The sequence below is a fragment of the Ruegeria sp. AA6 genome, from assembly GCF_056542865.1.
Genome location: NZ_JBQGAN010000047.1, coordinates 1 through 14,666, shown reverse-complemented (window position 1 = coordinate 14,666; position 14,666 = coordinate 1). Strand labels below are relative to the sequence as shown.

Genomic DNA, 14,666 nt, shown 5'->3' with positions numbered 1-14,666 from the left:
TTGGGAGCGCGTTTGCCAAGGCGCCGGTAACCCAAACAGTGGACGACTTTTGCTCCGCCCAATGGCAGACTTTCTCACCGCCGTTGACACACCCACCGTTGTTATTTTCTTTGCTGCGTTGGTGATGAAAGTTCGCCGACCGCTGTGCGATGAACACCCAATCAACCCCAGTTCGTTGTACCAAGAGCTGAACATATTCACTATTGCCTGTGCGGATGTCTTTACAGAGCGCTCTGTCCTGACGACATAGTCACCGGATGAAAACTTTGGATGTACTGACTCCATCTCATACAACTCTAGTAAAGCATCCCGGAGTTGCTTGTTTATCGGTATGTGGCGTCCAGATTTACCTTTCGACGCGTCATCAATCAGGCTTATCTGCTTGGCGAGGAGCCCACTGGACTCCAGCAACATCTTCAACGGAGATTGGCGATCTCCTTGGCTCGCAAGCCAGCCCTAATTGACAACAGAAAGATAGCCCGGTTTCGCACCGCGTTCCTTCGGCCAGTGAGAAAATTCAATACCGCTTCAATCTGGTTCTTGTTTAGCGTTTTAGCTTGTTTCGAAAGTGCCATCTCATTCTCATAATAAAATCGTAATATTTTATATTAATATAATCAGATATAACCGTACACTACCGGTGACCTGAGTATTTTTGTTTTAAAATAAAGACTTAGGAAAACTGATTACTTATTGATAATTCTATAATCAGAGACGTTAATACCCGGCGCGCTTACTAGCCGAGTACTCACATCCTCGAAATTTGGACCTTCACCGCGTTGAAAGACAAAGGGATACGCGCCTGCATACCCGGTCGAAAGCAGCGCAAGAGGCCGTTCAAGTACGACAAGCGCAGTTACAGGGGGCGAAACCGCATCGAGATCATGTTTGGTAGGTTAAAGGATTGGAGGCGTGTTGAGATCCGCCATGACCGTTGCCCCGAAGTCTTCCTGTCGGAAATCGCGCTCGCAGCAACCGTCATATACTGGTTATGAATCCTGACCCTGGCACAAATCGATGACATAGAATTCAAATCTAAATTGTTGAGCATCATAGTAGAAAAGGCCTATAATAAGAAGGTTAATAGCGCTTACTGATATCCGGTAAATGGGGCTAAGGGGCATCCCCTACCCCTTCGCATGCAAACACTCAAAAAATCTGATCCATTGGTTTCACTGAAGCCAGAAACGTCTCACAACGAGGCGAGCTTCGATGGCCCTGGGAGGGGCAAACCAATGAAAAAAATCGTAATCGTCGCAACAGTCGTTACAACACTATCTGGTTCGGCAGCCATGGCTGAGCGCGTGTGCATTGATTGGAACGGCATCATCCTGTGCGGCGAGAAATTCTAATGCACTCCCGTTCTTACCACAGCCACTGGCGTCACAGCCTGTGGCTCGTACCTGGCCCCAATAGCATGGTGTACCTCGTATGAAGCACAGTATCCTGATTCCAGCTCTTCTGAGCGTTCTTAGTTGGTCAACCGCAGCAAATGCGATTGTGAAAGGGGGTTGTACCGAACGACCGACCGGCCCGGTTAAAAATATCCTGCTAAAATAAAAACAAGCCACAGTGGTAGTTTAGCAGATCGCTGTGGCAGCACTGCCACGCAAAGGGGGCATAGGTTGTCCCCTTCATGGACGCAGAACAGCACAAATCGGTACCCTAAGCGGCGGGGGAGTCAAACGTGTATTATGACTACGATGAAAAGATTGATAATGCCCGGATGGTCATGATCGATCGCCTCTGGGAAAACCAGTTTGGACGAGACATTCAGATGAATGAGCGCGAAGTCTTCTGGATGGAGCGCAAGCTACGTCGCCGTAGTGCTAGCGTTACCAAGATGCGATTGGGAGCAGCTCTTTGTCGAAGTCTGGGTCTACGCTCATATCAAACGGCGTCAAAGTTGATTGATCGCGTTAAGGATATGGGGTTGATCGAGAAATCATCAGGGCAACGCAATGCAAATGAGCAGATCTATACCGTTCCAGAAACCGTTCAGCTCAGTATCTACACCATCAAGAAACAAGAGAAAAAGGTCGATCTGGTGATGCGCGCTCAGGAGGCCAACCCGAATGACCACGCAGCCGGGAAAGAGTTCCTAAAAGACATTGAAATCATTCATCTGGGTGAAGATACGCCGCTTTATCACAACGCTTTTGACCCGGTGAACGAGGATATTTTTTTCAAGAACATCGAGGATATGGTCGCACGCTTTCGAGCGCAAAAAAAAGGAAATGAGAGCAATGAAGCAAGCATGTAACCTCATCTTTGCGATTCTCTTCGCTGTATCATTGATCGGTGCAGGCACCGTTCCGACAGAAGCCGATGCAACACGATCACAGCTTTATAAACCGCTCAAAGACGATCCCGCTCCCAAATAGGTTATGTAGTCTGAGGCAGTAGATGGCCAGGCTCGAGATAATGTCCAATCTAAGCACAGATTGGTTACGGCCATGATTCCGTGCTTGCGGTTCAAGACCCGCCGTTCGCTTTGGCAGACCCGAATTGACAGGATGCGGGACAAGGCTGCCGTTTGCTGCGGCGCAGAGCTCCGGAACCCATTGAATGATTGCCCAAAAGGCGGGGTGGATGAACAGAACTATCTTTCGCTGTCTCGTCTAAAAGCGCGGACCCTCGTTGTCCATCTCAGGGCAAAAACCTTCATCTACGACAGGATCGATACATAGCTAGCGGCGGACGCTCTACTTAGAAAAAAGGCCAGTAGAAGAAAATACAACAATATTGGGACAGCAAATACTGCCTCTCTTATCATAGATTTTAGGGAGCTATTCTTGTCCGGGCCAAATGTTTCGGCCTCGGCGTCGTTTAAAGGCGGGAATAGCTCCCTTTTGTTTTGCTTAACCATAGTCAACTCGTAAAAACTATCTATTCTTTTTCAGACCTCACATTAACCAAGTGTTAACGCTCCAATTATTTCCGCTTTTGCGGTTTTTTTTGATCGCTGCTGGAGACAAAAACTTTAAAACTACTGCTATTGTTAACAGTCTTATATTCCCAAGTGATTCTTTTGGAGACAATGGCTAAGATATTAATATTAAATTAAAAATAACGACTCCTGAAAGTCGGAGAGCTGCCACATTACGGCCCTGTTTGAGCAACATTCTTAAGGATGGCATTCGTTCGCCGCCACTGACCCGTATTTCTCTAAACGAAAAGGATTTCTGCCGTGTTGAACTTCCTTAAAGTGAGCGTCTCCGCACTCGTACTGTCTGCATTTGTAGTCGCGCCAATCGTGACCGTTTTCGCCACCGATTACGCATATGCAAAAAATGGTAACGGCAAAGGTGGAGGTAACGGCGGCGGAAAAGGGGATAACGGTGGTGGAAAGGGTGGCAAGAGCGGCGAAAAAGGTGCCAAAAAGGGATGGGGTTCCGACAAAACTCTCAAAGGGACAAACACGAAGTCTGCCAGCAAAAGTCATAGGTCAAAGAACGGCAGTCGTTTAGGTCGGGCCGTGAAGGAAGACTTTCAGGCTTTAGGCCGCAACCTGAAGCAAAACGGCGTCAAAGGCCTATTCAACGGGAACAAGGCTCGGACCACCACCACACGAACAAATAAAGCGAGTGTTAAACAATCCCCCAGACCACCAAGCAGAAAAGCAAAACTCCTTGATGATGGTACACTTGCCCCGCGCAACCTCGGCAAACTGAATGGTGCCATTAACTCCAGTATAAATGCAAAACTCGCGCACATCGCGAACGGACAGTATGCGAAAGGTACGGGGCCGGTAAGCCTATCCGCTGGCCTTGCAGTAGCCGACGCAAATTTCAGTCATGTCATGGGTGAAGATAATGACTTGAGCTCTGAAGAAGTGAAGGAAATTGCTGCGGCGTATGATTATTTGGACTCGGCTTCAATGACGCTTGAGGAAGCTGAACAGGTTCTTGCCGATGAGGCGTCCACTCCCGGTACGATTGCACCTGAAGATTTGGAAACTGCACAAGCGGTGAAAGATGCGCACGACGTAACAACAGATGAGGACGGAAATAAGATAGGGCAACCGACGGACGATCAGTTGGCGGCTGCGGAGGCGGTGCATGACGCGGAGGCCAATTTGTTGGGACACTACAAAGGCGACTTTTCTGAGGACAGAATCGTCGCGGAGGAACAGCAAGACCGCGTCCTTGGCGCCGTCCGTGCCTCCAATCCCGATGAAGAATCGGTAAAATCCACGCTTGGCATTTCGGATGACGGAAGCAATTATGCGGACGGCCAGGAGGACGATGACGCTGATGGAGACTCGGAGGGAATAGATCAAACCCCGGATGAAGAGGCGGAAGACGAATTTGCAAGTAACGGATAAACGTAAAGTTAGATGCCGGAGAGCAAGGATTTAGATGTTATTTTCGACAGTACCAGCCTCCCGTTGGATGGAAACTGATCCACTAGTTGGGTGGCACTGTCACCACTTTGGGGCCACCTAAAACAAAACTTACGCGAAACTATTTGGTCCGCTTTGGGCTCGGAGCAGACGTTCGCAGAATTCATTGAATGTCTGCTACGCGGACAACGTTGCGTTCACTGGGTGGCAAGGCCGGTTCGTGATATGATTGGCCGCACTCGACATACTTTGAGGAGAATTGCACCATGGGAGGAAAGGTCTGTGCAATCATCGGATTTGGCCCAGGCCTTGGGACCGCTTACGCCGAAACCTTCAACCAAGCTGGATACAGTCTTGGTCTGCTAAGCAGGTCGGGAGCGAAGTTTAACGGAGCGGAAGCGAGCAATACATCGGTTCGAGCCTACAAATGCGATGCGGGCAACCCTGATAATCTCAAGAGGGCTCTGACATCCGTTCAAAGCGATTTTGGTCCCATCGACGTCGTAATTTATAACGCAGACATCGCCCAGTTTGGAGCTCTGGATGATGTTTCAGAACTCCAGTTCGAACAAAGTTGGCGTGTTGGAGCACTGGGTCTCTTCGCCGCCGCCAAGGCTTTGGGGCCTCAAATGTCCAAACGTGGCTCCGGTGCAATCATCGTATCTGGTGCCACTGCAGCGCTCCGGGGGAACGTCTGGACGACAGCATTCGCTCCCTCAAAGTCCGCCCAACGCACATTGGCGAACGCGCTTGCCAAGCAACTGGGTCCGAAAGGCGTGCACGTTGCCTATTTGGTCATCGACGGCGTGATCGACACGGAAGACACCCGAGCGAACTTCGCTCCAAACGAGCCTGACGAGTTCTTTATCGAACCCCAACGCATTGCGGAAACGGCGTTGATGCTTGCGCATCAAGACAAATCAGCTTGGACGTTCGAACTCGATATTCGGCCATTCGGCGAGAAGTGGTAAAGGTACGGGCGATCCATTGGCTGCTTAGCGGATGAAGCCGCCGTTCAGTAACATTTGAGAGCGGTTGGTGGTCGTTCTCGTTTATCGGTCTAGCAAAAACAGGCTGCTCTGTTCATTTGACCAAGGGACCATGTAAGGCGTTGTGCCAGTCGATATCGTGTTCTGTGATGCCCATTTCACGCCGTTCAACCCGGGTCAACCGCGTGGGATCTAGTCGCGGAGCAAACAATGATCTGAAACTAGATTTGATCTTCTCTCGGACCGAATTTGGGCTCTTTGAGCAGGAGATCGCGGGTTCAAATTGTGATGTGAACTCATGTGTATCTGCATATTTCATGGTATGCTCCATCTTTGGCCGCTCCCATAAAATCTCAGCATACGGCTCATCAGACAAACGCCGTTTCTTGACACGGATTGTTCCAAAAAGTCACAATGCGCCATGCCAAGAAACCTGCCGCCTTTAAATCCTCTTCGTGCCTTTGAAGCCGCAGGAAGGTTGGGTAGCTTTACGCGCGCAGCCGATGAACTAAGCGTGTCGCATTCAGCGATTTCCCGCCACATACGTGGGTTGGAAAAACGGCTGAATGTACATCTGTTCCGAACACAAAAATCTGGTGTCGCACTCACGGAGCAAGGGCAAAATTACTTGGCTCAGATTACGCCTGCTCTTGATCGAATTGCCGAGGCGACGGACGCATTGACCTCCGAACCCAAAGGTGTTGTCACAATGACAACAGAGAGTGCAGTGGCACAAAAATGGCTAGTACCAAGACTGCCAAGTTTAAAAGCGGCGCACCCCGACATAGAGTTGAACATCTCGATAACAACGGATGTTATGGACATTGAGGCGCATGATTTTGACTTGGGCTTGAGATATCTGCGCGTCGACCCACCCGAAGGGTACGACCTGTTGTTCCCATCTCTCGTCAGTGCCTTTGCTGCGCCGAGCTTTGCCCCGGGCACAGGCTCTGATTTGGATCTTGCAGCACTGGCGTCAGGGCCGCTGATAGAGGAGGCAACGTTCCGCCTGTGGCCGGAATGGTTTCGCAAATCTGGCTTGAAAGAGGTTCCGGTTCTTAATCTGCCAAAACCCTTGGGGGCTCTCCTGTCAATCCAATCCGCGGTTGCGGGGTTGGGTGCGGTTCTAATGGACCAGCACCTATGTCAAACTGAGGAAAAAGCAGGAACGTTGGTACGCCTGAATGACATAGAGCTTCATTTCGGTGGCTATTACCTAGCAACGAACCAACGCGCGGGAAGACGCAGAGCTGTCCGCGCCGTTCGCAAATGGCTACTGCAGGAAACACTCTCAGGACATACGAGAGTAAATAGCGAGTCGAGTGCAATTCTCGCCTCGAAAGCAGGCGAAACTTAGTGGTTGCTATGGGCTCGGTGCGGACATCTGAGCATTTTTGTCGGATGTCCGCTTAGGATTGGATAGCAGACCCAACCCTACAAGGCGCCAACGTCTGCCTTGCGGACAAAGCCACCATTTGATCAATGACCGCTTTCCAGAAGTGCGCTTCGTTCGCGGGCTTAGCGTATTTGTTGGATCGTTTGAAAGCTGCGGGGGCCGTATCAGCCCATATCCGAAACGCCCGTGAGAAGCCTGTTGAGTCGGTATGGCCGAGTCTTTACGCTTTTCGCGGCGTTGAAGTCCCACGGAAAAACGCCGGATATCCGAAGCGAGCCAACGCCTGCAGTAAGTTGGGACTTGCGTCGTCGCTTATGAATCTTGGAGCGGTAATCTTTAGCTTAACGATCAGTCAGAGTTGCATATCTGATTGCGTTTCTTGAATTCATTCGGAGTCATCCCGGTCCATCGCTTGAAACTCCTGTGAAAACTGGGTTGGTCCAGAAGCCCAACACTTTCACCAATTTCTTTTATCGAAAGTTGGCTGTTTACAAGCAATGTCTTCGCTCGCTTCGCCCGACATTTTTCCAGTTCTGCTTTGAAGCTTGTACCATTGGCTCGGAAGGTGCGTTTCAAACGGTCGGGGCTTTGCGAATACAACTCGGCAAACCAGTTCAGGGTGGCAGGTTGCTTGTCGAGATGCAGTTCAAGCAAATCGCGGGTTTGCTGAAGAAAGTCGTCGGCGCCTGTGACGTTCTCCGGGAGATTCTGGCTTTGCCCACCCCCGGACCGAAGCAGCAACCAGTTCGCTGGAAACTCGATGCGAGCGCCCAAGCGATTGGTCTGGCGTACCGAAATCTCCTTTTTCTGCCAATCAGGTATGCAATCAGGTTTGCAAACCCAGAAATGTAGCTTTTTGGAATCCCAGTCGGGGCCGCAGACGGATCGAACTAGTCGAACCATAAATCCCAGATAATAGCCGTCGACTTGGCCAGGTGGAGAAGATGGCTTGAATGTGCGTTTTGCATCTAACCTGGCGACATGACCGTCGGTCTCGAGATTGTAGGTCGCCATGGACGAAATCCTGCCCACGTCCACAACTAGCGATATCAAAAGGTCACCGAGCGACGCGCTTTGAGTTTCAAGGATCGACAGGTTGGGCAATGTCTTGAGAGCCGCATTCGCACCGACGTCAAACCCCAAATGCGGGTTACTCAATGCCTTCGCGAAATTGTCGATCAGATCGTACCAATGCTGCCCTGCCATGAACGCTTCGCCGCGCTGCACGTCCTTCAGACTGAGGCCGGATGGCTCAAGAAATTTGTCAACTTCAAGGCCATGGCTGAGGGCAAGGGACACAAAAGGTTGCGCCATCGAGCATTCAACAGTTGGGAGTTTCATTTGTCGACCCGAACACTCACAGTTTAATTTTTTCATTCGCATTTTCGAGCATTTTTTTATGCATTTCAACCACAATGCGAATGACAGTCTGAGCGCCACACGCAAAGATACAATCGTGCAGAGCAGTGCATTGCCACGAAGGAACTCCAAAATGTTCAAAAGTTTAACGGTCGCCACTTTTCTTTCAGCGGTCGCAACATATTCATTTGCTCAAGAGGAAAGCTTTCCGATCCTCTTCACCAACGTGCATGTCTTTGACGGCGTGAACGAAGAGCGGATCGAAAATGCCAATGTTCTGGTGGTTGACAACCTGATTGCCGAAGTTTCGACCGAGCCTCTGGCTGTAGCGAATGTCCAGATCATCGACGGCGGTGGGCGCACGTTGATGCCGGGTATGCATGACCAGCACGTGCATCTTACAGTATTCAATCCGCTCAGCGACGGGTTACGCCAGAATATCACGCCCTTTCATCTTGGCGGCGTCGCCACGATCCGGTCCCAGCGCATTCTCATGAACGGGTTCACAACCGTGCGCGACCTTGGAGGACCGGCCAAATCCATCGCCCGCATAATTGACACCGGAATGTTTCCGGGCCCACGTATCTATTCCTCGGAAGCGTTTATCACCCAGACATCCGGCCATGCTGATTTCCGCAAACTAAACGACCGGCATCCCACATTGTCGGGTCAGGGGCCGTCGCATTGGGTCGAAACGGACATGAGCTTTATCGCCGACGGACCTGAGCAAATCCGAATGGCTGTGCGTGAAAACCTGCGTCGCGGGGCAACCCAGATCAAGATCATGGTCAGCGGCGGGGTTACGTCAGAGTTCGATCCGCTGCACTCACTTCAGTATCAGGCTGACGAGATTCAGATGGCGGTCAAAACGGCCGCGCAGTGGGGCACCTATGTCACCTGCCATGTGTTCACCGAACAGGCGATCCGCAACTGCATCGACAATGGTGCCAAGACGATTGAACACATCCCGTTCCTAACCAAGGAGGCTGCCGAGATCATGGTCGAAAAGCAGATCATGTTCGCGACGGCGGTGGCCCCGGTCTACTCGGTGACCACCGAACAAGCGGAAGCCTTTTACACGCCAGCGTCCTTCGTGAAATGGAAAAGTGTGCGGGATGCTGCGGCCAATATGATCGAAGTGATCCAGACGACGCCGGGCATGATTGATCTCTACACACTGGGCACAGACCTTGTGAACAACTGGGATCAGACGCTTGAGCAGGACAAGAAGATGAACGACGAAATCGGATATCTGCACGAAGCGGGTTTCAGCGCATATGACATTCTGCGCATCGCAACGTCGAACGGCGCCCGCATGAACCAACTGACCGGCTTGAACAACCCGTATCAAGACGGCCCCCTCGGCGTGGTCGAGGAAGGTGCCTATGCCGATCTTCTGCTGGTCGATGGCAACCCGCTGGAGGACATCCTGCTGCTGGCCGAGCCGGACGCCAATCTGAAAATCATCATGAAAAACGGCGTGATTTACAAGAATACACTCGATTGAGTGTCGCGCGGGGTGAATTAACCTCGGCACCCCGCGCACCCCGATAGCGGAAGGGAAAGGAAGCCTATGAAATACCTCGGCAAATCTACAATGATGGCGAGCGCACTGGCTCTCACAACAAGCGCGTCTTTTGCACAAGAGGCCACAGGTGACATCCCCCCTGTCACACTCTTCAAGAATGTGATGGTTTTTGATGGAGTGAATGACGGACTCAAGGACGTCGACGTGCTCGTGGTAGGCAACAAGATTCACAAGATTGACGCTGACATTCCTGAGGGCGGGAAGTGGGAAGTCGATGTGCGCACCGGGGGATCCAAGCGGTTGCCTGATCCAGTCGGCGGCATCGACGGCTACTCCTTCACCGTTCAAACGGAACGCGGCATCGAGACCAAAGAAGTGGATGTGACCGTCATTGACGGAGACGGTCGTACGCTCATGCCTGGGCTTATCGACAGCCATGTGCATGTGAACATGTACAAGAACGGGACTATCCCGGGGCTTCAGGACACCACATGGGAAGAGATTGGCGCACGTGCTGCCGCATTCGCGCAGGAAATGTTGGCGATGGGCTTTACAACGGTTCGCGATATGTGCGGCGCTCATGGTGGGCTGAGAGCGGTTATTGATGAAGGATCACTTCCCGGCCCAAGAATTTATTCCTCCGGCGCATGCCTTAGCCAAACGGGCGGACACGGCGACTGGGGTATCGCTGGTCAGCGCAAGAACGAGAGCAATCTTGAGCGACTGGAGATCACCAGATTGGTGGACGGGCCCGCCGAGGTGCTTCAGGGTGCGAGGAGGAATTTTGCTTTAGGGGCAAACTATCTCAAGATCATGGTCAGCGGTGGCGTGACATCGATCAAGGACCCGATATATCAGTCTGCTTTCACAAACGAAGAGATTTCTGCTGCAGTAGAGGTTGCAGGCGATATGGACTCATACGTCGCTATGCACGTATTTATGGACAGCGACCTGTCCCGTGCGCTCGATCTTGGTGTCAAAGTGGTAGACCACGGCCTGACCATTACCGAACCGACGATGCAGAAGCTGGTCGAAAAAGAGGCGTTCTTTTCGCCCAACCTGACTGCGCTTGCGCCCGAAGCTCTGGAACACCCGATGCATCAGGACCCGACTTTCCCGCCGACGGCGAAGTTTCTGTGGTTGCGGGAAAACAGCAAGCAGCTGATGGATCTTGTAAAAAAATACAAGCCGAAGATGGTGTTCGATTCCGATTACGTGCTTCTCACGGGTGTCCCTTATCGCCAGTCAATGGATTTTACGAAGGCGTTTGTCGCGCGTGAGTTTGGCAACCTCTGGGCATTGCAGATGATGACCTCAAATGGTGGCGAACTGGCGGCGCTGACCGGGCGAGGAAACCCTTACCCTGAAGGCAAGCTTGGTGTGATCGAAGAAGGCGCCTACGCCGACATTCTGATCGTAGACGGGAACCCACTTGAAGACATCTCGGCCATCGGCGCGGTGGACACATGGTTTGATGCGCCGCCACGCGGGCAGGATGTCCCAAGCATTCGAATGATCATGAAAGACGGCGTGATCTACAAGAACACGCTGGAGTGATAAGCAGAGGTTTTTTGTACTCTGCCTATGCCTGCGCCGGATCGCGCCTTTTTTGGCGCGAGCATCCAAACAGTAGCCTGTTTCGTCTCGCCGCAGGCTCAGCATTGAAAGGACGCACAATGAAACATCTTATGCTGGGCGCTCTTCTGGCGGGATACGCCACATTGGTCAATGCAGAAGACAGCCAAAACATGCGCACATTTCTCTTCATCGGCACGTCCAACAGTGCCGCGTGGGAAATGCAGATCGCAAATCCAGGTGATCGCGCAGCTAGCGTCAAAGGTGGAATTGAGGCGCTTGGCGGGGAGCTTCTCAGTTACTACTGGGGCCTCGGAAACGGGAAAAACTACATCACCGTTTCGCTACCTGACGATCCCACGTTCATTCAGGCGTTTTACGTCAGCCGTCTTGGGGATGGGCTGCTCGATGACTACCAGATGATCGAACTGATGAGCAGCGCGGACATGGCCGAAGCGTTGTCCCGCGTACCTGAGATCAAAGCGCAGGATGATCTGAAGTAACGGGTCGTGAAAAAGGAGATGAAAGCATGAAAAAGGTTACCAAACTTGCTCTTGCAGCGGTGGTTTTGAGCGGTCCGGTTTTTGCACAAGCACCGCCAAGCGAAGAGGAAATCGCCGCGCGTATCGAGAAACTTGTGGAAATGGCTGATCCCCGCGGGGATGAGGCGAGGCAGGGCGATTTGGCATATCGGGAGCGGTATGTCGACGCCCTAATGATCGATGCGCTTGCGGTCGGCTCGCCCGGGTTCGAGAGTATCGACTTCCTGCTCAAGGATTGGGAGAGCCTTGCCAATCATTACGAGGAGTATGGATACGCTGCGTTCAGCACAACGATATCCAACGGCTCCGAAGGTGCTCTCGCCGTTCTCGAACGGATTGATGTCATGAAGGCGTGGATTGACGAAAACTCTGACCGTTTCACGCTGGCGACGACAGTTCAGGATTTGATTGATGCCAAGGAGGCAGGCGTTGTTGCTGTGATGCTGAACTCGCAAAGCATGGATATGCTCGACGAGGATATCGCGAACGTTCAGCGTTATTGGGATCTCGGAATCCGCCAGATGAATTTTTCGTACAATCAAACCGGCCCCTATTCTGCTGGTATGGTCGACAATGACCCCTTGGCGAGTGACATGGGCGTTACCGAGCTGGGCGCAGCTGTGGTCGCCGAGATGAACCGTGTTGGCATGATCGTCGATTGCTCACACTCTTCATGGGAAACTTGCATAGAAGCAGCAGAGCTTACCACCAAGCCGATGATGATTTCGCATAGCAACTCGTACGCGTTGTACGAGAACCTTCGAAATGTATCGGATGAAGCAATCCGAGCCGTCGCTGCTACCGGTGGCGTTGTATGCGTGAATTTCCTTGGTGGCTTTCTGAATGGGCAAGTTCAGGCTACGCCGGAGGCCATTGCCAAGCATATCAACTACATCGGTCAACTTGTCGGAAAACAGGCAACCTGCTTCGGCGTCGATTATGTCGAGAACTATGCCGTCGCACTTGGTCCAATTATTGGGAATCCCGAAAAGTACCCGCCGGAACAGGGATATGGTCTGCCAACTCAGATGGCCCCGCCCGCCGACGCATGGGCGGTTTCCCGAGTTCTGGAGGAACAGCACGGTTGGAGCGAGAGCGAAATCCGCGGATTGATGGGTGGCAATCTGATGCGCCTTTATGAAGCGAATTGGGGAGAGTAGGTCGCTTTGAAAATATGCCGCGCACGGGCCGGTTGATTCGTGAATGACCCGCTGCCGCCCTAAACGAAGGACGAGTATGACCAAGAAGCACATCAAAATAGTTGCTTTCTTATTTGCCGGTGCCATCGCTTCGGGAGCGTCAGCCCAAGAAAACAGCACGGTACGGCAGTTGGAGGCGGCTGCCACCGCATCGCTTGGGGGGCCAGCGTCGGCTCAGGCGCAATTAGAGCAGGACAGGCTCCGGCGTCTTGAGGATTCCAGATTGCCGGGGCTGGATCGGTTTTTCGATCCCCTCGAACAGTCGCGCGAGGCTTTTGCCAAACGCACTGGGTTGAATTTGTCCTTCGACTACCAAGCGCTCTACCAGAAGTCTTCAGACAGCCTGAGTGGCACCGACGAGGCCGCTTCGGGGCAGGCGCGGATCATTGGCAACTGGGAATTGCTGAATCGTGGGACCGACAATGCAGGCAGTTTCGTCTTTATCCTCGAAAACCGTCATCGTTTGGGCACGGATATCGCGCCGGGCAGTCTCGCGGGCGAAATTGGGTATCTCGGTGTCACGGCAACGACATTCAGCGACACGGACTCTACACTGTCGGTCGCGTATTGGTCGCAGGCCCTGTCCGGGATCAACGGAGGCTTCGTGGCCGGTCGCATTGACCCCGGCGACTATTCCGATATCCTTGGCTACGTAAACCCGCGCACGACTTTTTCGAATTTTTCAATTCTGTTCAGTCCAGTCCTTCCCATTCCCGATCCTGGCTTTGGCGTTGCTGGCGGAGGTTACTTTACAGATCAGATCTATGCGCTTGGCTTGGTCAGCGATGCCAATGGATCATTGACGGATGTAGACTGGTTTCCCGGCGGTTCGGAGTTTTTCACCTACGGTGAGATCGGCTGGACGCCTGCCAGAGACCAGCGATACCTCACCAATGTTCATCTCGGTGTATTCCATGTGGATGACAGAGATGACGCTGGTGTGCCCAGCAGTCACGGAGCGATGCTGTCAGGCAATGTGACCCTTGACGAAAGCATTATGCTGTTCGGTCGCCTTGGCTGGTCCGACGGCGATGCCCCGATTGCCAGACGTGCGGTCAACGCCGGGGTCATGTGGCGCCCCGGGTTTTATGACGACTTGATCGGGTTTGGCGTGACGGTCGCCGACCCATCCGATCAAAACCTTGACACGCAAACCACCGTCGAAGCGTTTTATCGCTTAGATATTTCCGACAACCTCGCGCTTACGGCAGATGTCCAGTATCTGAACAATCCCGGCTTCACCGATGATGATCCTCTGGTGTTCGGGCTGAGGTTGAGATTCAACTTATAAGACAGAAAAAACACGAAACCTCATCCTCATACTTGGTATTCTGTAGGCCAGCTTCCGCTGATTAACCCGCCCGTCAAGTCAATGCAGAGTTGCAGGCTAATTATGATTGGAAGGCTTCTCTGACAAAGTTGAAAACTCCGTTTTCGAGAAGCTTGTCACAGTTTTAGCAACACAGGTTCGCGTTGAAAGCCGAATGTAGCGTAACTCCCTTTCGAAACCCGGTGCTCAAAACCACAACCGTAGCCCGAGTTCAGTGAGAGAGAGGGCAAAGCAGACGTTCGCAACCTATCCTCCAGCGGCAAGTTTGGGCTCAATGCGGTCGTTTGCTGCAACTCGCTTTAACGTCTACTTTGCGGAGATAGTGTTGAAAAAGTCCGTTGATTGGTTTGCCTGTCGCTGATTCACTCGATTTTGAGAGTGGAGGTGCGGTGATGATGGGACC

11 protein-coding genes and 1 pseudogene are annotated in these 14,666 nt (G+C 52.2%); 11 read left to right on the top strand and 1 reads right to left on the bottom strand.

The features are described from left to right. The 6 genes and pseudogenes from ACR0LN_RS23200 to ACR0LN_RS23175 all read left to right on the top strand — a co-directional run. Positions 1-250 (top strand): hypothetical protein (locus ACR0LN_RS23200; RefSeq protein WP_480433059.1); only part of this gene is annotated, 250 nt, incomplete at its 5' end. Positions 251-764: 514 nt separating this feature from the next. Beyond that, positions 765-995: pseudogene (locus ACR0LN_RS23195) on the top strand (transposase); the annotation flags it as partial. Positions 996-1,687: 692 nt separating this feature from the next. Next, positions 1,688-2,263 (top strand): hypothetical protein, encoded by a 576-nt coding sequence (locus ACR0LN_RS23190; RefSeq protein ID WP_480433058.1) that lies wholly within the window; start codon positions 1,688-1,690, stop codon positions 2,261-2,263. Between the two features lie 927 nt (positions 2,264-3,190). Next, positions 3,191-4,327: a hypothetical protein gene (locus tag ACR0LN_RS23185; RefSeq protein WP_480433057.1), complete on the top strand. Its 1,137-nt coding sequence runs from the start codon at positions 3,191-3,193 to the stop codon at positions 4,325-4,327. A 284-nt stretch (positions 4,328-4,611) separates the two neighbouring features. Next, positions 4,612-5,316 (top strand): SDR family NAD(P)-dependent oxidoreductase, encoded by a 705-nt coding sequence (locus ACR0LN_RS23180; protein ID WP_480433055.1) that lies wholly within the window; start codon positions 4,612-4,614, stop codon positions 5,314-5,316. A 439-nt stretch (positions 5,317-5,755) separates the two neighbouring features. After that, entirely contained in the window at positions 5,756-6,691 is a 936-nt protein-coding gene (locus ACR0LN_RS23175; protein WP_480433053.1) for a LysR substrate-binding domain-containing protein, read from the top strand. 387 nt (positions 6,692-7,078) lie between these two features. Here ACR0LN_RS23175 and ACR0LN_RS23170 read toward each other — a convergent pair whose 3' ends face one another. Continuing rightward, entirely contained in the window at positions 7,079-8,248 is a 1,170-nt protein-coding gene (locus ACR0LN_RS23170) for an AraC family transcriptional regulator (RefSeq protein ID WP_480433052.1), read from the bottom strand. On the opposite strand from ACR0LN_RS23170, the gene ACR0LN_RS23165 reads away from it, so the two are divergent. The 5 genes from ACR0LN_RS23165 to ACR0LN_RS23145 all read left to right on the top strand — a co-directional run bounded on the left by ACR0LN_RS23165 (position 8,223) and on the right by ACR0LN_RS23145 (position 14,224). Continuing rightward, positions 8,223-9,596, top strand: a complete 1,374-nt coding sequence (locus ACR0LN_RS23165; RefSeq protein WP_170568146.1) for a metal-dependent hydrolase family protein — start codon at positions 8,223-8,225, stop codon at positions 9,594-9,596. The genes ACR0LN_RS23170 and ACR0LN_RS23165 overlap by 26 nt on opposite strands. Positions 9,597-9,662: 66 nt before the next feature. After that, on the top strand, positions 9,663-11,174 hold the full coding sequence (locus ACR0LN_RS23160) for an amidohydrolase family protein (protein WP_170576319.1): 1,512 nt from the start codon (positions 9,663-9,665) through the stop codon (positions 11,172-11,174). Positions 11,175-11,293: 119 nt separating this feature from the next. Further along, positions 11,294-11,695: a hypothetical protein gene (locus ACR0LN_RS23155; RefSeq protein WP_170568148.1), complete on the top strand. Its 402-nt coding sequence runs from the start codon at positions 11,294-11,296 to the stop codon at positions 11,693-11,695. Positions 11,696-11,721: 26 nt separating this feature from the next. Further along, entirely contained in the window at positions 11,722-12,894 is a 1,173-nt protein-coding gene (locus ACR0LN_RS23150) for a dipeptidase (RefSeq protein WP_170568149.1), read from the top strand. A gap of 76 nt (positions 12,895-12,970) precedes the next feature. Further along, positions 12,971-14,224, top strand: coding sequence for a carbohydrate porin (locus tag ACR0LN_RS23145; protein WP_170568150.1), 1,254 nt, complete (start codon positions 12,971-12,973; stop codon positions 14,222-14,224). Positions 14,225-14,666: the final 442 nt, after the last annotated feature.

What these genes read in the sequence shown, in the direction of transcription:
- ACR0LN_RS23165 (WP_170568146.1), top strand. Translation starts at nt 8,223, where the DNA reads ATGTTCAAAAGTTTAACGGTCGCCACTTTTCTTTCAGCGGTCGCAACA.
- ACR0LN_RS23175 (WP_480433053.1), top strand. Translation starts at nt 5,756, where the DNA reads ATGCCAAGAAACCTGCCGCCTTTAAATCCTCTTCGTGCCTTTGAAGCC.
- ACR0LN_RS23155 (WP_170568148.1), top strand. Translation starts at nt 11,294, where the DNA reads ATGAAACATCTTATGCTGGGCGCTCTTCTGGCGGGATACGCCACATTG.
- ACR0LN_RS23150 (WP_170568149.1), top strand. Translation starts at nt 11,722, where the DNA reads ATGAAAAAGGTTACCAAACTTGCTCTTGCAGCGGTGGTTTTGAGCGGT.
- ACR0LN_RS23145 (WP_170568150.1), top strand. Translation starts at nt 12,971, where the DNA reads ATGACCAAGAAGCACATCAAAATAGTTGCTTTCTTATTTGCCGGTGCC.
- ACR0LN_RS23160 (WP_170576319.1), top strand. Translation starts at nt 9,663, where the DNA reads ATGAAATACCTCGGCAAATCTACAATGATGGCGAGCGCACTGGCTCTC.
- ACR0LN_RS23180 (WP_480433055.1), top strand. Translation starts at nt 4,612, where the DNA reads ATGGGAGGAAAGGTCTGTGCAATCATCGGATTTGGCCCAGGCCTTGGG.